Genomic DNA, 22,777 nt, shown 5'->3' with positions numbered 1-22,777 from the left:
TTTTTTGTACTCCCCATCTACATCACTTTCTTATTAATTTTTTACACGGGAAGAAGGCCACAGAATTAGTTGAAAGGCGTAAAAAAACCGCCCGATGAACATGGCGGTGGTAAGCTGGAATCGCTCGTTTGTTGTTACCCTTTCATCGCCCACATGGCGACGGCGATGATGATGCTGAAGCCGATCCCACTAGCCATGAAGAGGATAGGGAGTTGATGGCGGCGGTCCATATGCATGAAAATAACTAGTTGCAGGAGAAGCTGGATAAAGGCCAAAGCGAGGATGACTGTGAAGGTGAGCGGAGCGGAGAAATAACCGCTGCCGACGAGAGCGAAGGAGATGGTGGTAAAAAGAAGCATCCATCCGAAAGCACGCAGGTGTCTCGCTGGGGTTTCTTTGGGCCGGGTGTTTTCTTCCTGATGATCGGTTGGGGTCATGGAAAATCTGCCTTTCCGTTTAGATGTCGTCATCTGGAGGATGCGCGGTTCCAGGGGGGAATATTCCCTTTTTTGATGGAACGAAAAAAAGCCCCGAAAGGGCCATAAAGGATTGGGGATATTCATTTCTTTGTCAGCTACCCGGAAAAACCGGCGAATAGAGCGATTGCGACCGGCTATCGATTCCCATCCAGCGGCGAATGATTAGCTCTCGATCGTTGGCTGACTGTATAGGGATTTTTTGTTTTTCTCCCCGTTCAGTGATGGTGAAATGGTTGTCAGAGACCGTGATCCGCCCCCCCGGAGTGGCGATTGTACAAATAAGATGTTGCCGAAAGACGGAGGTAGGGGAGGTCTGTTGGATTTCGCACATGCAGGCAAAGTCTTCTAATTTTCTCGGACGGGTGGTGAAAAGATATTCTGGGGACCACCTTCTGCCGTTTTTCTTCTCCAGGGCAAAGACTCCCGGTTGTTTAGATCGGGGTTTGATCCGGTACCAGCCGCTAATGTCCTTCTTCCGTTCTCCAGAGAGAGGAAGGGGGAGGCGGCAACTGTCTCCGAAGCCCACATCGACCAAGTATTCCTCCTCCAGACCGACCAATAGAGCCATGTGGTCGTATTCGGGACCGAAGCCCCCCGATGACGTGCGGACACGACCGGATATATAGGAGACATTGAAGCCCAGAGAGTGGAGCAGGGAGCCGAATGCACTGTTTAGCTCATAACAGAAGCCGCCACGGCGCCGGTGAACGATTTTATGGTAGATGGCGTCAGGGTCGAGGCGGATCGGCCGCCCCAGGTGGATATCCAGATTTTCAAAGGGAACGGTGTAGAAGTGCCGCTCCACGAGCCTGGAGAGAAAAGTGAAATCGGGAGCTTGCAACCGGGTTTCGCCGATTCGGGCGAGATAGGCGTTCACGTCCACAGGGACGACCTCCTTTTCTCGAAGGATATGTTCATGGGGAGAGAGGCCCCTTACTCCAGTCGAGTAGACGCAGGGTTGGCGATTAGATACAATGAAATTTAAAGGAGGGATTCGGATGGCTCAAGATTTCTATATTCAACAAATGCAAATGATGGTGCAGCCGATGCGGGACGAATTGACCCGAATCGGATTTCGGGAACTAACGACTCCGGAAGAAGTGGAGGAGGCCCTGGAAGGGGCCAAAGGAACGGCGCTGGTGGTTGTCAACTCCGTCTGCGGCTGTGCCGCCGGCCTTGCCCGACCCGCTGTGGCACACTCTTTGAACAATGACAAGAAGCCGGATCACCTGTTTACCGTCTTTGCCGGTCAGGATAAAGAAGCGACTGCAAAAGCGAGGGAATATTTCACAGGGTACCCGCCCTCGTCTCCGTCTTTCGTCCTGATGAAGGATGGTAAACTGGTGCATATGGTGCAGCGCCATGAAATTGAGGACCGCACCCTAGAAGAGATCTCCGCCAACCTGACCAGTGCTTACGATAAACACTGCTGAACTTGCCCCCAACACAAGTGATGACGCCGCCTTGCCTGCCGCCAAACACAAGCAGACCGGGCGGCGTTTTCACATACGGAAGGAGAGAGGATGATGAGGGAGATCTTTGGGTGGGTGGCGGGGACGAGTGGGTTGCTCGCCCTAGTGTCATGGCTTGCAGGCTATGGCATGGGGACCCGCTTTCTTGCGGTAGGCGGAGTATCCACACTGATTTGGCTGATTTGGTGCCTAATGGATCACTGGGAAAAACCAAAAAGCGGTTCGATGGGAGGGTAATCTACCATCTCCCCGAATAGTATGCTTCCTGTACAGATCATCAAAGGAGGATGGACCCATGGCAGAATCCTTAGAAAACCTACTGGAGAAAGCAGAAGAAGTAACGTCGACGGAAGCTTTTGTCAAACAAAACGGCAAAGCGCTCAAGATCCATCTGAAGGATAAAGTCTATTGCCGGGCTGGCAGTATGATCGCCTACCAAGGGGACATCAAGTTTAAAAGCACTTCCGGCGGGGTTGGGAAGTGGTTCAAAAAGAAACTGACCGGCGAGGGCTTTCCCCTGATGGAGGCGACGGGTAGCGGAGATCTTTTTCTCGCTGACGATGCCGCCGAAGTGACCATCCTAAAACTGACCGGGGAGTCCTTCTATGTCGAAGGACGCCACCTCCTCGCTTTTGAACAAAATATTGACTGGGATATATCCCTGATGCGCGGGGCAGGGATGGCCACGGGAGGACTTTTCACGTGCAAACTGTCGGGCCACGGTTATGTGGCGATCAGTTCCCATGGTGAACCGATTGCCCTCGACGCTCCCGTCGTCGTGGATCCCAATGCGGTGATCGGTTGGACCTCGGGAGTATCTGCACGGGTCAGAGCGGATATTAACCTGAAGACGTTCTTCGGCAAATCTTCCGGAGAAACCTTCCAACTGGACTTCAATGGCAATGGAAAAGTATTAATTCAACCGGCGGAATTGGTCTCCTTCGGAAAACAGGAGTAACCGTCAAGCGGGTTTCAAAAATACGGGCCTAATAAGCAACACATCGGTAGCGACATAAAAAACGACCCCGGCAAGGGGTCATTTTTTGTTGGCTCAGTCACTTACCGAAGAAAGCCTTCAGCGCGAAGGGTAAATCTTTCTGCCAGAAGCCCCAGGTGTGGTTGCCTTCCTGTTCGGAATATTGGACGTCGGCTTCCTTTTCCAGCAAGGCGCGATGGACTTCCCGGTTGCGGGCCAGGAGGTCGAGATTACCTAGATGGGTAGGAACGGCGGTTTCCGATTTGCCGATCGTTTGGTAGATCTCCAGATAGCCGAGGGAATCCGACTGTCTGATTTGTTCCAGTGTCCGTTCCAGAAAGGCGCCGGACTGGGAGAGAACCCGTTGAAACTGCTGGGGGTACTGAAGCGCTAAATGCAGAGAGACCGTCCCTCCGAGGGAAGAACCGCCGAGGACGCGTTCCCCAGCAGCAGTAGCGATGGGAAATTCTGTTTCCACTGCGGGGAGGAGTTCGTCGACGAAAAAACGGAGGTAAGAAAGGTGACGATCCCCGATCGGTGCGTATTCCGAGGTGCGTTTTTCCTTATCCACCGGGATGGCAACGGCGGCGAAAGGGCGGGTCTCTCCATCCAGGATCAACCGGTTTGCCTGGGTGGCTAGGCGTCCCAGGTTGAAATAATCGTCCCCGTCCTGTAGGAATAACACGGGATATTCACCATCTGGATCGTGGTCAGGAGGAAGATAGACCTGGAAAGCCCGGGTCTCCTCCAGATGTCTGCTCTTGACTTCCCGCTTCAGAATCGTTCGTTTCAGGTATCGTTTATCCATACCAGCACCACTCTTTTCTTTCACCGTGTCCCCTATTGTACCCCAATCCTCCCAAGGGTTGCCCTGAAAAATCGTAAAAATTCCTTGTCGGAGGGAAATGTCAAAATCGGCGATTTATTTTGACCGGTGTCGGGAGCATGTTTACAATAGAAGCGTGGGAACAAAGTACAGCGGGGTGAGACAGTGGAAAAAGCGATATGGGCTCCCAAGGCGGAACGGGTGCAAACGATGCGGATGTTTCGACTGATGAAGAAGAACGGAATAACAGACTACGATGATTTTTACCAGCGTTCGGTTCGAGAACCTGCTTGGTTTTGGAGAGCGGTAGAGAAGGATATGGGCCTCCATTGGTTCCATGCCTACAAGAAGGTGGTAGATCTCAGCCGGGGTACAGCCTGGCCTCGCTGGTTTGTTGATGGAAAAATGAATGTGGCTTGGAACAGTGTTGATCGCTGGGCGGAAGATCTGGGAGCTAGCAACCGGTTGGCTGTAATCTGGGAAGGAGATGACGGCAGCGTTCAAAAGTGGACATACCGAGAACTGTACCAGGCAGTCTCCCGTATGGCGGCGGGACTGACAAGTCTGGGGGTAAAGGAAGGGGACCGGATTGCGATTTATTTGCCGATGGTGGTCGAAAATGTGATCACCATACTGGCTGCCGCCCGGATCGGAGCTATTTTCACTCCCTGCTTCTCCGGCTATGGAGCGGAAGCCGTTGCTACACGCCTGCGTGATTGTGAGGCCAAAGTACTGATCACGGCTGACGGATTTCTTCGCCGAGGTAAAACGGTCAACATGAAGGAGGAGGCGGATCGAGCCGCGGATCTTTCCCCGAGTGTAGAAAAAGTGGTCGTTGTCCGACGCCTTGGGCGGGAGATACCGGTAAATCCGGGGCGGGATGTGAACTGGGATGACCTCATAGCAGGAAAGAAAGCGCTTTCTTGTGTCGAAACTCAAGCTGATGCACCTTTTATGATTATTTACACTTCTGGGACAACCGGTCGGCCGAAGGGAACCGTCCACACCCATGCGGGCTTTCCGATTAAAGCGGCTTTTGATGCAGGATACGGGATGGATCTTGACGCGGGGGACACCTTGTTCTGGATGACGGACATGGGTTGGATGATGGGACCGTGGATGGTGTTCGGGGCTCTCCTAAATGGAAGTACGATGCTCCTATTTGAAGGAACACCGGACTATCCGGAACCCGATCGTCTCTGGAAGTTAGCGGAGGACCACGGAATCACCCATATGGGTATTTCACCGACAGCGATCCGGGTACTGATGAAGTTCGGTGAAAAGTGGGTGAAAAAGCAAGACTTGAGTACGTTAAAGGTGTTCGGTTCGACAGGGGAGCCTTGGAACCCGGAGCCGTGGCATTGGCTTTTCACCCAGGTTGGAGATAAACGGGTCCCTATTTGGAATTATTCAGGAGGAACAGAGATATCGGGGGGGATTCTCTTTAGTAACCTCATGAAGCCGATCGCTCCCTGCTCCTTTAGCGGGCCGATGCCGGGGATGGACGTCGACATCGTCGATGAACAGGGGAAATCCGTTCGCGGTGAGGTTGGGGAACTGGTGATCCGTCAGCCTTGGGTGGGAATGACAAAGGGATTCTGGAACGATCCCGAAAGGTACGAAGGCACATACTGGAGCCGCTGGGAAGGGACCTGGGTTCACGGGGATTGGGTTCAGGCGGATGAAGACGGTTTTTGGTATATCACAGGCCGTTCCGACGATACGTTGAAAATCGCGGGCAAACGGCTTGGACCTGCGGAAGTGGAGTCTGCACTAGTGGACCATCCAGCTGTCCTGGAAGCAGCCACCATTGGTGTTCCAGATCCGGACAAAGGGGAAGCGGCGGTCTGTTTCGTGGTACTAAAGTCGGATGTGAAGGGGGATGATGTTCTGGTTCGGGAATTGATCGCATCTCTCGGTGAAAAGCTGGGAAAGGCGCTCCGACCGCGTGAGCTCTACTTTGTCGGAGAGCTACCCAAAACCCGAAATGGAAAAATCCTTCGTCGTGCGATCAAAGCTGCCTATACCGGCCAAGACGCTGGGGATCTCTCCTCCCTGGAAAACCCGGAAGCGGTAAAAGCGCTCGGGAAATCAGAAGCCCGTTAAAAGAACCTCGCGAATAGGCGACACCTTTCCCGCCAGCACTACCCGATTCGTCAGAATCGGTTTTTTTACTTGTAGGTCTCTTTTTATTGGTCAATGAACGAATTATAATGAGTTTAAACCTTGTTTCTCTTTCGGTGCGGAAAGTTTTTCCGGTCGAATGGTTTCAGGGATATGGATTGGATGTTTCCTCTTTTACATAAATGTTGTTTCGTCAACCAAATAAAGGGATATGGATTCATCAGCCCTTTACGCAGGACCGGACCTTTCGCTAGAAAAGTTGGCCAGATGGACAGAAAAAAAGAAAGTGCTTCGAATTATAGAGTAGGGAGAGGTGTCGGTATTGCATCCGGGGGACGGTGATCAAGACCAGCAAAAGCGAGAGTTAGAGGAACGTGTGCAAAAAGCACGGATCGACCCATCATCCGGGTTGCGAGAAGATTTATTGAAAGAACATACCTCGTATATTACCAAGGTCGCTTCTCGCATTTGTCGGAGGCCAATCACAGACCGGGACGATGAATTTTCCGTCGCATTTTCAGGCTTTAATGAAGCCATCACACGTTTTGAACCGAATCAACAGTCGTCCTTTCTCTCTTTTGCTTATTTGGTGATACAACGACGCTTGACTGACTTTTACCGACGGGAACAAAAGCATCTGAATCAGGTGCCGCTTGTGTCGCCGGGTTCTAGAGAAAACGAATCGAATCACCCTGAGGTAGTGACTCAGTCCTTCGATCGGTACAGAGAAGGCGAACGTCGGGACTTGACTCGGATGGAAGTAGCCCAGTTTTCGAAGGCCTTGGCTCGGTATGGGATCAAGCTGTCTGATCTGGTGGAAGCTTCTCCTAAACACAGGGACACGCGGCGTGACATGCTTGAAATCGCCCGGAAAATCACAGAAAGAGAAGATTTGTTGGAAATGTTTTTACATGGAAAAAGGGTAGGGAAAGAAATTGCTGAGAAAGTCGGCTGTCATCGGCGTACGTTAAAACGGAACCGGGTATACTTAAAGGCTCTCGTCCTGGTTCTTGTCGAAGATCTGCCGCTGATACGCCAGTATCTCGACATCCCCGTTGATGGGAAAGGAGGTGCGTTATATGCCAAAGGGAATCGTCATGGAAGTTGGGCATAAACATTGGGTGGTAATGACCCCCGAAGGGGAGTTTTTGAAAGTTCCCAAGCAGGAAAGGGAAGTGGATATGGGTGAAGAAATCCACTTTGCACTGGAGAAAAAACCGTTCCTGCTGTCGTTCTGGACCCGACCAACTTCCTGGATGACCGGTGGGTTGGCAGCGGCTGTGTTACTCCTTGCTCTGTTGAATCCCTTTTGGGATCCAGCAAAAGCCCATGCTGAAAGTTATATCTATATCGACCTCAATCCCAGCCTAGAGCTTGGGCTTAACCAAGACCGGGAGGTTGTCCGTTTACGGGCGCTCAATCCTGAAGCCAAACGGTTGGTAAGCGGTATGGATTGGGAAGGAGCGAAAGCGGCGGATGTCGTGGTTGACGTGCTGAACCTTGCAAAAAAAGCCCATTATCTGGACCACAAAGAGAGAGTGCTTATCTCCGAAGTGGATTCCATAAAAGAACCTGAAAAAGCTTCTGGAGAAGCCCTTTCTCTAATCAAAGAGGAAGTCCAGCAGAATCCTGAATTGAAACGGACCAACCTGTCCCTTTATACGATACCTCTTCCAGAACCGTTAAAGGAAAAAGCGGAGAAAAAGGGGATTTCACCGGCTAAATATGCAGTGGGTCTATTTGCCAAGCGGAACGGCCATAAATTATCCATGGAACAAGTGGCTGAGATGTCGATTACGGATCTGATGAAACAAGTCGACCTTTCCCCGGTTTTACGTAATCCGCCCTCCGATGAAGAATGGGCTACGTGGATTGAGGAAGAGGATGGGGAAGACAACCAGAAGGACGGCAAGCCTGCCGGGGATTCCGAAAAAGACGAGGAAGCCGGCATATCCGAAGAAAAACCCGAAGGAAGAGAGGAAGGCAAGTCGCCCAATGGACGGGCAGAGGATCATGACAAGGAAGATGGCGAACCATCCTCCACGCCGAATGAGGAGGAAGATCCTGATCCTTCTCCCGATCAACCCTCGGATACGAATTCTCCGGATTCGTCCTCCGGTGAAACGGAAGGTGAAGAGTCTTCACAGTCGTCGTCTGATGACGCCCCGTCCAGTGGCCCCTCTTCCAGCAGTGAAGCAAACGAAGAGACATCTGAGAATCAGTAAGCCAAACGTTATGGCTCTGATCTCGCCTCCCTTCAGTTGGCCTATCGACACCCTCCCGTTGGTTTGACCAATTCGAGAGTGGGGGATGCGTGGATGAGAGGGATCGGAATCGTGCGGAAAGTGGACCACCTGGGCCGGATCGTCCTTCCTAAGGAACTCAGAAAAACGATGAACATCAACCCTCATGATGGCGTGGAGATTTTTGTCTACAATGATGCGATCGTTTTGCAAAAATATAATCCTAGCTGTGTTTTCTGCGACTCGACGGACCAACTCTTTTATTTCAAGGGGAAAATCATCTGCGAGACCTGCCTGCAAGAGACCCGAAGCCACGTCTCGTAAGGAAGCGGCTTACAAAGGTTCCCCGCTTGGAGGCATAGCGTGACCGGGGAGCAGAGCGACCCAGGCACGACTTGTACTGTTCGAGTGCATAGCGTGACCGGGGAGCAGAGCGACCCAAGGCACGACTTGTACTGTTCGAGTGCATAGCGTGACCGGGGAGCAGAGCGACCCAAGGCACGGCTTATCCTGGTTCGAGTACATAAAGAGTGATTTCGCCGAAAATCGGCCGCATCCTTGTCACAGGAGTGCCTTTTTGCCACCAGGCTCAAGCCCGCAAGGGCTTTTCTTTTTGTTTTCCGCTTTAAAGCAAAACACTGACAAACAAGCGCTTGTTTTGATAAAATAGTTGCTGGAATCCCAATGGATTGATTATTTTGACGCGTCGGAAATGTAAGCGCTTTAAGGCCTGCCCGAGAGGAGAGGAGAGTTTGGATCACCGGTTTTTGAAAGTGAGTTGGGACGGTAGGGTAGGGAAAATCCGGTTACATCGTCCCGAGGTGTTAAATGCGCTTCATACCCCGTTGGTGGAGGAGCTGGCCGAAGTCCTGGAGAGGATGGACCAAAACCCCGAAGTTCGATGTATCCTGATCACTGGTGGAGACCGTGTTTTTGCTGCCGGGGCGGATATCGGGGAGATGGCGGATGCCGACTCGGTTCGGATGTTGTTGTCCGACCAATTTGCTCAGTGGGAACGGATCCGCCGCATTCATAAGCCGATCGTGGCAGCAGTGGCCGGATATGCCCTTGGCGGTGGTTGCGAATTGGCGATGGCCTGCGACATGATCGTGGCGGCAGAAACGGCTCACTTTGGACAACCCGAGATCAACTTGGGCGTCATGCCGGGGGCGGGCGGGACCCAACGTCTTACCCGAGCCGTTGGCAAAGCCCGGGCGATGGAGATGGTGCTGACCGGACGGCCGATTAGCGCGGGAGAAGCTTGGGAGGCTGGTTTGGTGAACCGGATTGTGCCGTTAGAAAACTTGGAACTGGAAGCGATGAAATTGTGCCGGGAAGTGGCTGCCAAAGCTCCCATAGCCCTTCGCTTGGCTAAGGAAGCCGTTTTGAAAGCTTTCGATACGACGATCGCTGACGGATTGGATTATGAACAAAAACTTTTCTATTTCCTTTTCTCCACGGAGGATCAGAAAGAAGGAATGCGGGCGTTTATGGAAAAACGGCGTCCCCATTTCCGGGGGGAATGAGGGCAAGGAGGGAACGACGATGGGACAGACTCAAACAGGCCAAACCGTAACGCTTCAAAAGCAAGACGGGGTAGGGATCATCACACTAAACCGCCCCGAGGTCTTTAACGCGTTTAACCAACAACTCAACCAGGATCTCCTGGAAGCTCTGAAGAAGGTGGCCAAGGACCCGGAGGTTCGTGCCGTCATTCTTACCGGCTCGGGTAAAGCCTTCTGTTCAGGACAGGACCTCAATGACCGGACGGACTTGGATAAAGAACGTCCCTCCCTCGGTGAGAGCGTTCGCAAACGGTACAACCCCTTGATCCGCGCCATAACGGAGATGGAGAAGCCGATCATTGCCGTCGTCAACGGAGTCGCAGCCGGGGCGGGGTGCAGCTTGGCTCTTGCTTGTGACTTGCGCATTGTTTCCGAACGCACCAAATTCGTGGAAGCCTTTGTTCGGATCGGGCTTGGCTTAGATAGCGGGTCCAGTTACTTCCTGCCCCGTCTGGTCGGTTTCGGGCGAGCGATGGAACTCGCGATTACCGGTCGTGACGTAGAGGCGGAGGAGGCGGTTCAGATCGGACTGGCTAACCGTTTGGTTCCTCATGAGCACCTTCAGGAAGAATCCCTCCGGTTTGTGAAGAAGCTGGCTCAAGGGCCGACCCGGGCGATCGGGCTTATTAAACGGTCGCTCTATCGCGGGATTGATACGGATGTGGAGGGAGCCTTGGAGTACGAGGCTCAGTTGCAGGAGATCGCGGGGGGAACGGAGGATTTCCGGGAAGGGATTCGCTCCTTCATGGAGAAACGCCCGCCACGCTATCAGGGGAGATGACTTCGTATCCCTGGGGGAAGGTAACGCCTTCTAGGCCGGGGCATACACTGTGACGACGGAATTTTGCTGCTTTCGCTTTCATTTTCAACCCCATCCTTGGACCGCCAAACTCAAGGCCAAAACGGGAGGGTGGCGGTCTTTATTCAACTTCTAAGGAACAGGATGATGGCGATGAAAGTTATAAACAATCAGCAGTCCTGTACGGATACGGAGGAAGCGGTTCATCTACGGGAGTCGGTTCAGGGTTCCACCATGGAAGATGTATTCCGGTTGATGGAAGAAGCGGGCCATGAACAAGTCATTTTCTGCCGCCATGAAGGAAGTGGCCTTAAGTCGATCATTGCCCTCCACGATACAACGATGGGCCCCGCCTTGGGAGGATGCCGAATGGCTCCCTACCGGACGACAGATGAGGCCCTAAAGGATGTGCTGCGCTTATCCCGGGGAATGACTTACAAATGTGGGCTGGCGGACGTCGATTTCGGCGGCGGGAAAGCGGTCATTATCGGTCATCCCGAAGAGGACAAGAGTCCGGAGATGTTCCGTGCTTTCGGCCGTTTCGTCGGGGGGTTGAACGGACGATTTTTCACCGGGACGGATATGGGGACGATGCCGGAAGATTTCGTCCATGCAGCCCGGGAGTCGGAATCTTTTGTCGGACTTCCGGTCAGTCACGGGGGAAGCGGTGATACGGCGATTCCTACGGCTTACGGTGTGATGCAGGGGTTTCGGGCTACAGCTCGTCACCTATGGAATTCTACTGACTTGGGAGGGCGTACAGTCGCCATCCAGGGAGCTGGAAAAGTGGGTGCTCGTCTCGTGGCCCAGCTGGTGGAAGAGGGGGCGCGGGTAATTGTCGCTGATGTCCACATGGACCGGATTCGTTCCCTGGTGGAGAAGTATCCCGGTTCAGTGGAAGCGGCGGATGTGGAGACGATTCATCGAAAGCCTTGCGACATCTTTTCTCCTTGTGCGATCGGCGGTGTGGTGAATAACCGCACGCTGGATGAACTCGCCTGTCAAGCGATTGTGGGTTCAGCCAATAATCAGTTGGCTGAAGACGCTCATGGGGATCGTCTACACGAACGAGGGATTCTGTATGCGCCAGATTATCTGGTGAATGCCGGCGGTCTGATCCAAGTAGCCGATGAATTGAGCGGGTATCATCACGAGCGAGTCATGGAGAAGACCCGTTCCATTTTCGATATGCTTCTCAAAATTTATCAACTGTCCCGGGAAGAAGATCTACCCACTTGCCGTGCCGCCGACCAGCTTGTCCTGGAACGTCTGCGTCAAGTATCGGATCTGAAACGGATCCTGCTCGGATTCGAACGGCGCTAGGAGGGATCTCGTTTGCTGACACAGTTGGATCGACTGGAGTCACGCTGCCTGCGGGAGGATGGGTCGTTAACCGAAGTGGGACAGCGAATGTGGGAAGGGCTCGCTACAGAGCGGAAGCTGGAATTCCACCGTTGGATGGTAAAGGTTCGGCATTTTGACCGCCGCTCCGTCATCCTGCAACGACAAGGAAGAATCGGCACTTATGCCCCTTTAGAAGGCCAGGAGGCGGCCCAGGTTGGAAGCACCCTGGCGCTTTCGAAGGAAGACTGGATTTTCCCCAGCTACCGGGAACATGGGGTGGCGATGATCGCTGGGATGCCCCTGAAAAACATTCTGCTTTACTGGATGGGAAGGGTAGAAGGAAACCGGGCACCGAAGGGAGTCCGTCTTTTACCGCCCTATGTTCCCATCGCCACCCAGATGCCTCAAGCCATGGGAGCAGCCTGGGCGGCAAAACTGAAGAAAGAATCTTCCGTAGCCGTCGCCTATTTTGGTGACGGGGCCACCTCCGAAGGGGATTTTCACGAAGCACTTAACTTTGCAGGGGTATTCCGGCTGCCTGTCATCTTTTTCTGTCAGAACAACGGGTATGCCATCAGTGTTCCTTTTTCCCGCCAGTCCGCTGTCCCCACAGTGGCAGAACGGGCCTCGGCCTACAACATTCACGGGATAAGGGTGGACGGAAATGATGTGTTGTCGGTCTACCATGCGATGGATGAGGCGGTAAAACGAGCGAGGAAAGGCGGAGGGGCCACCCTGATCGAAGCCGTCACCTATCGCAAGGGGTCCCATACTACGGCGGATGACGCCAGCCGGTACAGGGAGGAAGCCGAGGTGGAGAGCTGGGTGAAGGAACGGGATCCCATCCTCCGCTATGAAGCACTATTGTCCTCTCAAGGGATGCTGGAAGAAGAGAAGAAAGCAGAGTGGGAAAGCCACTGCCGGAAACTTGTCGACCAGGCAGTGAAGGAAGCGGAACAGGCATCCGCCCCACCGCCGACCCACTTATTCAACCATGTATATGAGGAGTTACCGCCGGGTCTTATTCGCCAACGGAGGGAGCTGGAAGGAGGGGTGGAGACTCATGGCTGAACTGACTCTGGTACAAGGGGTCAATGACGGGCTGCGGGTTGCTCTGGAGACAGACCCGACCGTCATCGTACTGGGGGAAGACGTCGGGAAGAACGGAGGCGTCTTCCGGGCCACCGAAGGGCTTTGGAAATCGTTCGGCGATGACCGAGTGATCGATACGCCCCTAGCGGAAGCGGGAATATCCGGTGCCGCCATCGGCATGGCGATCAACGGTCTGAAACCAGTGGCGGAAATCCAGTTCATGGGCTTCATCTACCCCGCCTTTGAACAGCTGGTTACCCATGCGGCTCGCCTAAGAACCCGAACACAGGGAGATTATCCCGCTTCGATCGTGATTCGTGTTCCTTACGGGGGGGGGATTCGAGCCCCGGAACTCCACTCGGATTCCACGGAATCCCTCTTTATCCATACCCCAGGGTTGAAGGTAGTTGTTCCTGCGACTCCTTATGATGCGAAAGGAATGCTCTTGGCGGCGATCCGGGATCCCGATCCGGTCATTTTCCTGGAGCCGATGAAGATTTATCGTTCCTTCCGGCAAGAAGTGCCGGAGGGAGAATATCAAACGCCTCTAGGGAAGGCTCGTGTGGTACGGGAAGGGGAGGATGTCACCCTGATCGCGTGGGGGGCAATGGTCCCCGTAGCCGAAAAAGCAGCTGCAGCCTGGTCGGACAAGGGAATCTCCTGTGATGTGATCGACCTGCGCAGTCTTTCTCCCTTGGATGAAGAAACCATTGTCCAATCGGTGAAAAAGACCGGGCGGGCAGTGATCGTCCATGAAGCCCCAAAAACCGCCGGGCTTGGCGGGGAAATCGTTGCTTTGATTAACGAACACGCCTTTTGGTGGTTGGAGGCTCCGATCATGCGAGTGACGGGTTATGATGTTCCGGTTCCGATGTTTGCCCTGGAGGACCATTTCCGCCCTGGAGTGGAGAGGGTCGGTAGAGCCTTGGACAGCGTCATGACATGTTAGGGGAGGGGAGTCGATGAGCGTTGAGTTTCTATTGCCCGATGTCGGAGAAGGCGTAGCTGAAGCGGATGTCTTGCGCTGGTTGGTGAATGAAGGAGAAGAAGTGACGGCGGATCAGCCTGTTGTTGAGGTGCAGACTGACAAGGCCGTGGTGGAACTCCCCGCTCCGGCTTCGGGCCGGGTGGAACAACTCCGCTGGAAGGAAGGGGAGACCGTCCCTGTCGGGGAAGTACTCCTTGTAATCGTAGGTGGAGACACACCAGCGGAACCCTCCCTGACGAAATCGGCTGATCACTCCAGTTGGCAAGAGAACAGGTTGATGAGCAGGGAACCGGCTGACAAGGAATGGGAAACAGTATCGACCGGTAGACGCAGGGCACTGGCTGCTCCTTCTACCCGCCGGTTCGCGCGGGAGTTGGGTGTAGATATTCACTCGATCATCGGTACCGGCCCTCAAGGACGGGTGATGAGGGAAGATGTGAAGCAGTTTGTTCAGGGAGAGTCGTCCCAAAAGGACTCTCACCCGTCGGAGGAGCCGAGGAAGGTTACAGCCTCGGAAGAAGAGGTTCAAGAGGAGCCTCTTTCCAAAACCCGACGTGTCATCGCCGATCGTTTGCTTCTTTCCGTCACGGAAAAACCCCATGCGACCCATTTTGACGAACTGGACGTCACTGGGTTGGTCGCATGGCGAAGGAAGTGGAAACAGGGAGACAACGGGCCTCGAATCGGATACCTACCGATTCTATTAAAGATTGTCGCACGATCATTGCAGCAACATCCGCGATTCAATGCTCATTTTGATAACGGGAGAAAAACGATTCGTCGCTACCGCAGCGTCCATCTCGGCATTGCCGCTGACACTCCGCGGGGATTGCTGGTGCCGGTGATCCGAGAGGTGGATAAGAAGAGCATCGGTGAAATTGCGGAAAAGCTGGGTGATCTGACCCGCCGGGCACGGGAAGGGGAGCTGCGCCCCGATGAGTTGAAGGGGAGCACCTTCACCATCAGCAACGCCGGGTCCCTAGGGGGCAAGTGGGCTACGCCGATCATCAACCCGCCTGAAGTGGGCATTCTAGCTCTTCATCCTGTGGAGGAACGCCCTGTCATCCAGGATGGGGAGTTGGCCAAGGGGTGGAGGATGAATGTGTCTCTTTCCTTTGACCATCAGGTTGTCGACGGAGCTGACGCCATTCGGTTAACCCAGACAGTGGGCACTTACACCGCTGATCCAGGGAAGCTGCTTTTAGAGCTAAAATAGGATGGTTTCAAAGTCGATGTCTGTATAGACATTGGCTTCGTTTTTTCTGAGTGGGTAACGAGCTCAACCATCCAAGAAGCCACCGTTGGTGTCAGAGTTGTTCACTTTGGGTAAACGGATGAAAGAGGGTTATGGAAGGGGTTTGTTAGCAGCCTCATGGAGGAGGTTGTTTTTCAAAAAAAGTGAAAGATTGACAGTTGGTATCTCGGTCATTCATAATTATTGTATAATTACGACTTTTGGGGAGGCGGACAAGATGGCACAGATTCAGAAGTCGACAGTCGAGAAGACCGAACGTCCTGATGGCTACACGGGAGAGGCAAAATATCTCCTCTCTTTCGTATGGATGATCCTACTGACGGCAGCCGCTTTCGTCCTGGTGTCCACCAAGGCTATTCCTGTGAGTTACCTGGTGCCCGTCCTCCTAATCCTGGCTGCTCTTCAGGTAGTTCTCCAACTCTTCACTTTTATGCATCTCAAAGAAAAAGGAAGCCAGTACGCGATTATGTTTATGGGCGGAGGCTGTTTTGTAGCGGCTACCTGCATTGTGGCGATGCTGTTCTGGGTGTGAAAAAAAGCCCCTCTTTCCGTCAAAGGAAAGGGGGGCTTTTTTTGTTAAAGGCCTTCTGAGGTTGTCTTTGCTTCCAGGAAATTGAGCAGGTAATCCGGGCCGCCGGCTTTGGCATCCGTACCGGACATGTTGAATCCGCCGAAGGGTTGCAGACCGACGATGGAACCCGTGCAACCACGGTTGAAGTAGAGGTTGCCGACGTGAAAATCTTCCCGTGCCCGTTGAATGTGTTCCCGATTGCGGGTGAGAAGAGCGCCGGTTAGGCCGTATTCCGTATTGTTGGCGATCGCCAGAAGCTCATCGAAGTCTTTCCCCTTGGCGACGGCAACTACGGGGCCGAATATTTCCTCCTGCATGATCCGTGCTTCCGGTTCTACGCCGGCAATAATGGTAGGTTGGACCATAAAGCCTTGGGAGTCGTCTGTTTCACCGCCGGTAAGCAGGTCACCCTCCTGTTTACCGATGGCGATGTACTCCTTAATCCGGTTAAATTGGATGTCGTCGATCACGGGTCCCATATCCACATCGGGATCAGCGGGATCGCCTATCTTCAATTCACCAGTTAGCTCTACCACCCGATTCAGTACGTGATCATAGACATCCTGGTGCAGAATGGCCCGGGAGCAGGCGGAACATTTTTGGCCGGAGAATCCGAAGGCAGAGGAAACGATGGAGCGGGCGGCCAATTCGAGGTCTGCATCTTTATCCACGATAATCGTGTCTTTTCCACCCATCTCTGCTACGACCCGTTTTAGCCACTTCTGTCCCTTGTGGACTTTGGCCGCCCGCTCGTATATACGGGTGCCGGTAGCCCTGGAACCAGTGAAGTTAATGAAGCGCAATTTCGGATGATCGACGATATAGTCACCGATTTCTTTAGGATCACCGGGGATAAATTGAAGGACCCCCGGCGGCAACCCGGCTTCCTCCAGCACCTCGACGAAACGGGCAGCCACCACGGGGGATTTCTCCGAGGGTTTAAGCAGCGCGGTGTTCCCGGTTACCAGTGCAGCAACGGTAGTCCCGGCCATGATGGCGAAGGGGAAGTTCCAGGGAGGAACAATGAAGCCGACGCCCATGGGCTTATAGAAATACTCGTTTTTTTCATTGAGGCGTGAGATAACGGTTTTTCCCTGATCCAGTTCAAGCATTTGGCGCCCATAGTATTCCAGGAAGTCGACGGCTTCCGACGTGTCAGCATCTGCTTCCAGCCAGTTTTTCCCTGATTCGTATACCATGGCCGCGGAAAACTCGTGGCGTCGCCGGCGGATGATGGCCGCCGCCTTAAACAGAATATCCGCGCGTAGGTGGACGGGCCATTTCCGCCAGGTTTCAAAAGTCTCCAGGGCACTTTGCATCGCCCGTTCGGCCAATTCCTTATCCGCTTTGGAAACCTTTCCAACTACCTGGTCTTTTCGATAAGGGTTTACAGAGACCAGCTTGTCTTCCGTTTCGATCCGTTCACCGCCGATGATCAGGGGGAATTCACGGCCCAGTTCGCTTTTTATCTTGGACAGTCCCTCTTTCATCGCTTCCCGGTTTTCCGGGAGAGAAAAATCGGTCCATTCGTCATGTTCGTAAGGGATCATGAAGACATGCCTCCTTAGAATAACAGTTCGCCCTCACTCTATTGTGACGAGACCAGTATGACTATTGTCAACTGGGATTATCTTCACTCAGTAAGCGCATACACTCTTATTCTCTCTCATATACATCCTTGCCTCTTTTCGTAGTCCCTTTGTCGGAGAAGGATCCGGGTGAAACGGCTAGCAACGGGGCCTTTTAAGCATGCGGATCAAAAGGATCCGGTCCACTGAAATCCGAGTACCAGCAGGCCGAGGAGCCATACATAAACCGCAAACCCTTTGAGTGAGCCTCGCTTGAGGAGACGGATCATCCAGCGGACTGCTAAGTAGCCGAACAGGGCGGACATGGCAGTAGCAACGAGGAGGGAGGAAAGGGGGAGTACTTCCGTTCGCCCGGTTACCAGATCGGCGGCTGATAGGACAAGCGCTCCGGCAATCGCTGGAATGGAGAGAAAAAAGGAGAAATAGGCGGCGGTTCCTTTGTCGATCCCGCGGAAGAGAGCGGCGGCGATAGTGAGACCAGACCGGGAAATGGCTGGCAGAATGGCGGCTCCTTGGAAAGTGCCGATAACGAGGGCGTCGGTATAGGTGATTGATTCCAACCCTTTGTATCCCCGTTCCTTCACGGTGTCCGCCAACCAGAGGATCACACCGGTGGCGAGAAACTCCCAGCCGATGGTTACACCGGTAGTGGAGACCTCTTCGAAAAAATCCTTAAATGAGAGACCGATGATCACCGTCGGGATGGTTCCCACGACGGTCAACCGAGCCAGTGGCCCAAGGGGATCCCTGACAACCGCTATAATCTCCTGACGATAAATAGCCAGAACCGCGAACAGGGTGCCGAAATGAAGCATCGTATCCAAAAAGAGCCCCGCTTCATCCAGGCCGAACAAATGTCGACCCAAGTACAAGTGTCCGGTGCTGCTGATGGGCAAAAATTCGGTCAACCCCTGGACAATGCCCAACACGAACGCTTCCAACCAATCCATGGGGTTCCTCCTCTTCTTCCGTGGGAGTACGGAAGGTGATTTATCGTTGCAGAAGCCGACCGATTTCCTCTACGATCTGGACGAAAGGAACGGTTTCGTCGAATCGACCGGCTACTCTTCCTTGGGAATCGATCAAGATCGAGGTCGGTACCGAGGTGATCCCGAAAGCATCGTAGACAGAACGTCCGTCATCCAGGAGGACAGGGAAGCGATACCCATTTTCCCGCATAAAAGGTCGCACTTGGTCAGGGTCCGCCTCCCGTCCCGTCACGTTGACGGTGTAAAAGGCGAATCGGTTCGCATCCAGGGAGCTGGCGAAGACTTCTTTCTGGGGAAGGTCGGCTTGACAGGAAGGGCACCAAGTAACCCAGAAGGAGAGGAGAACCACCTTTCCCAGCAGATCCTTTCGGCAGACAGTCTCTCCGTCCAGAGAGGGAAGGCAGAAATGAGGAGCCGTTTCTTGTTCCAAGGGGATTACCTCCTTAGGGTTGTTGAGGTGACAGACATGGGATGAAGGGATTATATCCGGGTGAGGACCAGCCCCAAGAATAAAAACAGAAGAGAGAGTTTCTGCACCCGAGATAGCCGCTCTCGGAAAAAGAGAATGGACAACAGGGCGACTACGAGACTATTGGTGGCAAATAAAGGGGCTACGATGCTGGCGGGGCCCTCAATCAGGGCTACGGCATAAAGTTGCATCCCCACGAAGGAGAATATCCCGGCGGCGAGCCCCCAAAAGAGGCCCCTTCGCATCCCCTGAGGAGTGCAATCAGAAGAGCCCGACGGGTTGGTAAGTCGAGAGCGCCGGCGCCAGGCTGCTACAGTCATCCAGATCCAGCTGAAAAGATAGCCATAGAAGAGGACAGCCTCCCCGGCCAGACCTCTTTCATCGGTTACCTTGAGGCCCCCGTTGCGGAAAGTAAAGAAAAGGGTGGCGGCGATAACGAGTAGCACCCATTTCTTATTTTTGACGGCTAAATTCTCATCAGGATCAATGGGAATCAAGAAGACCGCCAGAATCAATAGCAGCACTCCCGCCCATTCGAAGACGGACAGCCGCTCCCCATAAACTAAGACGGAAAAGAGAATGATCAGAAGGATATTGGTATTGACCAGTGGGGAGGTGAGGCTGGCCGGGCCTTTCTCCAGGGCTAACATGAATAACCAGTTGCCTGCGGCTGAACCGAGACCCACGACCAGGCCACCGAGCAGGACGGGGCCATCCCACCGCCATTCACCCACCTTGAGTGTCCAGATGAGGAAGCCCAGGGTTCCTGTCAGGTAAAGCCCCCATAGGGTATAGATAACCGAACCCTTGCGGACGGAACTCGCTTTCATCAGGAAGCCGGACATCCCGAAAGTGACGGAGCTCAGAAGAGCCCAAATGAACCACATGAACCTTTCAACCCTTTCCGATAGGGAGATACAACGCTTTTGGCAGATACGCTCACCGTACCACAAGCGTATAGCTCCGTCCATGCGGTCTTTAGGAGGTCAAGCCCCTCCTTTTATACATAATCCCCCTTGGGAAAAACATGCCTTTGAATAATCCCCCTTCCCGGATGCACCCTATATCCATCGCATCCGGGAAGGGGGGTGGCAAGATGGAGAGCAAAGGTAGAAAAGGAACCCCAGATCATATGGATCCGTTGGAGCAGGCCTTTGAATCCACTCCTGAAGGTCCCGTAACCGAAGGGAAAAGCCGGGTGAAAGCAGACGACGATCAGGAAACGAAACATGGTGAGAGAACTTCTTACAGTGAGCAACTGAAGCGGCTTTAACAGCGAGGGAACAAGCTCCGGGTATATTCCAACTTGACAAGACTTCCATGGTAGAATGAAGGGGATTATACGGAGGGGCCATTGCCGGACCCCTCCCTATCTGGAGGGAAAAACATGCCACGACTGGATGAATTGAAGGAGGCGGCCCGGGAGAAGGTCGCTCACTTATTACCCAACCATATTTTCAGTGAGTTTGATCAGCTGAATTCCCGTATGCTGATCGCCGTGACCCTTATGCAGCGGGGGGAAAAAGCGTTGGCTTACCCCCTTTTTGAGACGATCGCCGCCAACGGGCCGGATGATAATGAGAACCGCCACTTTGCTTATGTTCGTAGTCTAGTGGAAATGGCGGAGATGGATGCGGCGGAGGAGCGGTTTGCCGAAGCAGAGCGGAAAATGGAGGATGCCCTCTCCGCTTATCCGGATTCCATGGGTTATATGATGAGTCGTTTTCATCTGGAGGTTTACCTTTGCTACTACCGATACCGCCTTGGTCGTAAGGAAGAGGCGGAACGGGAATTGGAAGGGCTGATCCGACGTGAAGAGGATCGGTTTGCCGGTTATACCGAGGAAGACGGGCGTAACCTCGTAGGGCCGGGTCTTTGTTATGCGATTCACCAGCTGGCCCTTTTTCAAGCGGAAGAAAGGGAATGGGAGAAAGCCGTTTCAACCTTTCGTCGACTTCAACCTTTCGCGTCTTCCGTGGATGAGGAAGGTTGGCGTAAAGCAGAACATCTGGTAGATGAAGGAGCATGGGAAGAAGCGTTCTCCAAAATGACGGAATCCGTCGTTTACGAAGCCGGTTGACGTTGTTTTCCGGATGGAGAGAAAGGGAAACAACTTTTTGCGTGTCATTCCCCACAAGGGAGGCCATGGGATGAAAGCTGTACGGATCAATCAACCGGGCGGGCCGGACCAATTGGTGATGGGAGAGTACCCAACACCAGAGCCCACTGATAATGAGCTCCTTGTACGGGTGAAGGCGACTGCTCTCAACCGGGCAGATATCATGCAACGGCAAGGGAAATATCCACCGCCTTCGGGCGCGAGTCCTCTTCTGGGGTTGGAGATGGCCGGTGTCGTAGAAGAGGTGGGGGAGAACTGCCAAGGTTGGCGAAAAGGGGATCGTGTTTTCGGACTCCTGCCGGGGGGCGGTTACGCCGAGTATGCCGTGATTCCTGGAGCGATGGCGATGCCGCTTCCGGAGAACCTTTCTTATGAAGAAGCGGCGGCTATCGCTGAGGTTTTTCTAACCGCTTACCAAGCCCTTTTCTGGATTGGAAGGCTGGAGCAGGGTGATCGGGTGCTAATCCATGCCGGGGCGAGTGGTGTCGGCACGGCTGCAATCCAACTTGCCAAGGAGGCAGGGGCCTTTGTAGCCGTAACCGCGGGGTCGGAAGAGAAATTGATCGCTTGCCGGGAATTAGGGGCGGGTATCGGGTTTAACTATAAGGCAGGTCCTTTTGCACCCGGTTTAAAAGAAACCCTTGGAGAACAGGGCGTCAACCTCATCTTAGATTTTGTCGGGGCTCCGTACTGGGAGCAAAATATGGACTCTCTTGCCCTGGACGGTAGGCTGGTGCTGATCAGCACCTTGGGGGGTGCCAAGGTCGAAAGCATCAGCCTCGCCCCCCTTTTGATGAAACGGATTCAAGTAACGGGAACGACCCTGCGCTCTCGAAGTCTTTCCTACAAGACACAACTGAGCCGGGACTTCATGGAAAAAGCGTTGCCTCTTTTCGCGGAGGGTCGGTTAAAGCCGATAGTCGACCGCATCTATTCTTGGGCGGGGGTTCAAGAAGCCCACCGACATATGGAAGCGAATAAAAACGTTGGCAAGGTGATACTCCGCATCGATTGATGATCCCTCCGGCCCGAGATTTCATGCATGTTTGGCAAATTTCGGGCAAAAGATACAGGGGACACCCAAATAAGCGAGGAGGTCCTCTTACATGGAGGGTTCCATGATTCAACAAGCGTTACAAGACTACAAAGAAGGGGTCGGCGTTTTCCAAAAACACCTACCGAAAGTGGCCCAGGAATATATCCAGTTTACCGAGGCCTGTTTTGAAGAGGGCGAACTGTCAGGGATGCATAAGCATTTGATCGGGCTGGCCCTGGGACTGATGGCCAATGATGAGTATTGCATCATTTTTCATGCAAAAGGGGCGATCGATCAGGGGGCATCCGACCGGCAGGTTCTGGAGGCGGCCGCGGTAGCTGGGGCTTTTGGCAGTGGTCTTCCCATGTCTCAGTCTGTCACCCTTCTTCAGGATGCTTTGATCGGATTTCAGGGCGGGGTAGAAGCCGAGAATCCGGGTTACGGCCAGGAGTTGCAACACTGAAGCAGGCTCTGTCTATTGTTGTTCGGGTCTGTTCCCAAGGTGGATTCTTTGCTTGAGCCTGATGGAGATGGACCATTTTGGGGACGTATACAGCGCTCAGCCTCCATCACAGGTGCTGACGTCGTCTCAGCGTGCCATCTGAGGTTTGAACATTCACTGGAAACGCGTTACCATTTTCAGTGACTAATTTAAAGGAGCGATTCTTTTATCAGTAATCAAAAGACGTCGGCAACTATTGAACGGGCTATGGTAGCTTCCCATAACATCACCTATTCCGAATATGAACGAAGCATCGACAAGCAAGTTCAGGTGGAAGAGGCTCGGGAAGAAGATTATCGGAAAGCGAAACAACTGGCTTCTGAAGCTGGAGCCGAATAA

The 22,777-nt window shown here is 53.4% G+C and carries 26 protein-coding genes; 19 read left to right on the top strand and 7 right to left on the bottom strand.

Annotated features, from left to right (window positions below):
* Positions 1-134: 134 nt before the first annotated feature.
* Together ACFOUO_RS05570 and ACFOUO_RS05565 are read right to left on the bottom strand one after the other, a co-directional pair.
* Positions 135-437, bottom strand: coding sequence for a cytochrome C oxidase subunit IV family protein (locus tag ACFOUO_RS05570; RefSeq protein ID WP_380702992.1), 303 nt, complete (start codon positions 435-437; stop codon positions 135-137).
* Between the two features lie 133 nt (positions 438-570).
* Positions 571-1,362 carry an arylamine N-acetyltransferase family protein gene (locus ACFOUO_RS05565; RefSeq protein ID WP_380702990.1) on the bottom strand — a complete coding sequence of 264 codons (792 nt, stop codon included), beginning with the start codon at positions 1,360-1,362 and terminating at the stop codon, positions 571-573.
* 115 nt (positions 1,363-1,477) lie between these two features.
* On the opposite strand from ACFOUO_RS05565, the gene ACFOUO_RS05560 reads away from it, so the two are divergent.
* From ACFOUO_RS05560 to ACFOUO_RS05550, 3 genes are all read left to right on the top strand, one after another.
* The gene (locus tag ACFOUO_RS05560) at positions 1,478-1,912 is read left to right on the top strand and encodes a BrxA/BrxB family bacilliredoxin (RefSeq protein ID WP_380702988.1); all 435 of its coding nucleotides are present in this window, start codon (positions 1,478-1,480) and stop codon (positions 1,910-1,912) included.
* 93 nt (positions 1,913-2,005) lie between these two features.
* Positions 2,006-2,188, top strand: a complete 183-nt coding sequence (locus ACFOUO_RS05555) for a hypothetical protein (protein ID WP_380702986.1) — start codon at positions 2,006-2,008, stop codon at positions 2,186-2,188.
* Positions 2,189-2,246: 58 nt separating this feature from the next.
* Positions 2,247-2,909, top strand: a complete 663-nt coding sequence (locus tag ACFOUO_RS05550; RefSeq protein ID WP_380702983.1) for an AIM24 family protein — start codon at positions 2,247-2,249, stop codon at positions 2,907-2,909.
* 97 nt (positions 2,910-3,006) lie between these two features.
* Here the strand turns inward: ACFOUO_RS05550 and ACFOUO_RS05545 are convergent, their stop codons facing one another.
* Positions 3,007-3,759 (bottom strand): alpha/beta hydrolase, encoded by a 753-nt coding sequence (locus tag ACFOUO_RS05545; RefSeq protein WP_380702981.1) that lies wholly within the window; start codon positions 3,757-3,759, stop codon positions 3,007-3,009.
* Between the two features lie 204 nt (positions 3,760-3,963).
* Here ACFOUO_RS05545 and ACFOUO_RS05540 point away from each other — a divergent pair, with 204 nt between their 5' ends.
* The 11 genes from ACFOUO_RS05540 to ACFOUO_RS05490 all read left to right on the top strand — a co-directional run bounded on the left by ACFOUO_RS05540 (position 3,964) and on the right by ACFOUO_RS05490 (position 15,695).
* Entirely contained in the window at positions 3,964-5,859 is a 1,896-nt protein-coding gene (locus tag ACFOUO_RS05540) for an AMP-binding protein (protein WP_380703277.1), read from the top strand.
* 331 nt (positions 5,860-6,190) lie between these two features.
* Positions 6,191-6,991, top strand: a complete 801-nt coding sequence (locus tag ACFOUO_RS05535; RefSeq protein ID WP_380702979.1) for a sigma-70 family RNA polymerase sigma factor — start codon at positions 6,191-6,193, stop codon at positions 6,989-6,991.
* Positions 6,957-8,102 carry an anti-sigma-I factor RsgI family protein gene (locus ACFOUO_RS05530; RefSeq protein ID WP_380702977.1) on the top strand — a complete coding sequence of 382 codons (1,146 nt, stop codon included), beginning with the start codon at positions 6,957-6,959 and terminating at the stop codon, positions 8,100-8,102. Before ACFOUO_RS05535 ends, ACFOUO_RS05530 begins: the two co-directional genes overlap by 35 nt.
* Positions 8,103-8,195: 93 nt before the next feature.
* A complete protein-coding gene (locus ACFOUO_RS05525; RefSeq protein ID WP_380702975.1) occupies positions 8,196-8,444 on the top strand; it encodes an AbrB/MazE/SpoVT family DNA-binding domain-containing protein in 249 nt (82 codons plus the stop codon).
* A 428-nt stretch (positions 8,445-8,872) separates the two neighbouring features.
* A complete protein-coding gene (locus ACFOUO_RS05520; RefSeq protein WP_380702973.1) occupies positions 8,873-9,646 on the top strand; it encodes an enoyl-CoA hydratase-related protein in 774 nt (257 codons plus the stop codon).
* Positions 9,647-9,665: 19 nt separating this feature from the next.
* Entirely contained in the window at positions 9,666-10,466 is an 801-nt protein-coding gene (locus ACFOUO_RS05515; protein WP_380702971.1) for an enoyl-CoA hydratase/isomerase family protein, read from the top strand.
* 171 nt (positions 10,467-10,637) lie between these two features.
* On the top strand, positions 10,638-11,807 hold the full coding sequence (locus ACFOUO_RS05510; protein WP_380702968.1) for a Leu/Phe/Val dehydrogenase: 1,170 nt from the start codon (positions 10,638-10,640) through the stop codon (positions 11,805-11,807).
* 12 nt (positions 11,808-11,819) lie between these two features.
* Positions 11,820-12,899, top strand: coding sequence for a pyruvate dehydrogenase (acetyl-transferring) E1 component subunit alpha (gene pdhA / locus ACFOUO_RS05505; protein ID WP_380702966.1), 1,080 nt, complete (start codon positions 11,820-11,822; stop codon positions 12,897-12,899).
* On the top strand, positions 12,892-13,869 hold the full coding sequence (locus ACFOUO_RS05500; protein ID WP_380702964.1) for an alpha-ketoacid dehydrogenase subunit beta: 978 nt from the start codon (positions 12,892-12,894) through the stop codon (positions 13,867-13,869). Before pdhA ends, ACFOUO_RS05500 begins: the two co-directional genes overlap by 8 nt.
* A 13-nt stretch (positions 13,870-13,882) precedes the next feature.
* Positions 13,883-15,124, top strand: coding sequence for a dihydrolipoamide acetyltransferase family protein (locus ACFOUO_RS05495; RefSeq protein WP_380702962.1), 1,242 nt, complete (start codon positions 13,883-13,885; stop codon positions 15,122-15,124).
* Positions 15,125-15,380: 256 nt separating this feature from the next.
* Positions 15,381-15,695 carry a cytochrome C oxidase subunit IV family protein gene (locus ACFOUO_RS05490; protein ID WP_380702960.1) on the top strand — a complete coding sequence of 105 codons (315 nt, stop codon included), beginning with the start codon at positions 15,381-15,383 and terminating at the stop codon, positions 15,693-15,695.
* 44 nt (positions 15,696-15,739) lie between these two features.
* On the opposite strand, the gene pruA is transcribed toward ACFOUO_RS05490, so the two are convergent.
* From pruA to ACFOUO_RS05470, 4 genes are all read right to left on the bottom strand, one after another.
* Positions 15,740-17,284, bottom strand: coding sequence for an L-glutamate gamma-semialdehyde dehydrogenase (gene pruA, locus ACFOUO_RS05485; RefSeq protein ID WP_380702958.1), 1,545 nt, complete (start codon positions 17,282-17,284; stop codon positions 15,740-15,742).
* Between the two features lie 206 nt (positions 17,285-17,490).
* Positions 17,491-18,273 (bottom strand): undecaprenyl-diphosphate phosphatase, encoded by a 783-nt coding sequence (locus ACFOUO_RS05480; RefSeq protein ID WP_380702956.1) that lies wholly within the window; start codon positions 18,271-18,273, stop codon positions 17,491-17,493.
* Between the two features lie 40 nt (positions 18,274-18,313).
* Positions 18,314-18,742 (bottom strand): TlpA family protein disulfide reductase, encoded by a 429-nt coding sequence (locus tag ACFOUO_RS05475; RefSeq protein ID WP_380702954.1) that lies wholly within the window; start codon positions 18,740-18,742, stop codon positions 18,314-18,316.
* A 50-nt stretch (positions 18,743-18,792) separates the two neighbouring features.
* On the bottom strand, positions 18,793-19,668 hold the full coding sequence (locus ACFOUO_RS05470; protein WP_380702952.1) for an EamA family transporter: 876 nt from the start codon (positions 19,666-19,668) through the stop codon (positions 18,793-18,795).
* Positions 19,669-19,877: 209 nt separating this feature from the next.
* Between ACFOUO_RS05470 and ACFOUO_RS05465 the strand changes: the two genes are divergently transcribed.
* The 5 genes from ACFOUO_RS05465 to ACFOUO_RS05445 all read left to right on the top strand — a co-directional run bounded on the left by ACFOUO_RS05465 (position 19,878) and on the right by ACFOUO_RS05445 (position 22,777).
* Positions 19,878-20,054 carry a hypothetical protein gene (locus ACFOUO_RS05465; protein ID WP_380702950.1) on the top strand — a complete coding sequence of 59 codons (177 nt, stop codon included), beginning with the start codon at positions 19,878-19,880 and terminating at the stop codon, positions 20,052-20,054.
* A gap of 114 nt (positions 20,055-20,168) precedes the next feature.
* Complete coding sequence (locus ACFOUO_RS05460) at positions 20,169-20,861, top strand: hypothetical protein (RefSeq protein ID WP_380702948.1); 693 nt, start codon at positions 20,169-20,171, stop codon at positions 20,859-20,861.
* 70 nt (positions 20,862-20,931) lie between these two features.
* Positions 20,932-21,915 (top strand): NAD(P)H-quinone oxidoreductase, encoded by a 984-nt coding sequence (locus tag ACFOUO_RS05455; protein ID WP_380702946.1) that lies wholly within the window; start codon positions 20,932-20,934, stop codon positions 21,913-21,915.
* Between the two features lie 91 nt (positions 21,916-22,006).
* Positions 22,007-22,399, top strand: coding sequence for a carboxymuconolactone decarboxylase family protein (locus ACFOUO_RS05450; protein WP_380702944.1), 393 nt, complete (start codon positions 22,007-22,009; stop codon positions 22,397-22,399).
* 246 nt (positions 22,400-22,645) lie between these two features.
* A complete protein-coding gene (locus ACFOUO_RS05445) occupies positions 22,646-22,777 on the top strand; it encodes a hypothetical protein (protein WP_380702941.1) in 132 nt (43 codons plus the stop codon).

The organism is Salinithrix halophila (assembly GCF_042650125.1).
Classification (GTDB): Bacteria; Bacillota; Bacilli; order Thermoactinomycetales; family DSM-45169; genus Salinithrix; species Salinithrix halophila.
Note: the sequence above shows the minus strand (reverse complement) of the source record. Positions and strands in the feature narration are given on the sequence as shown.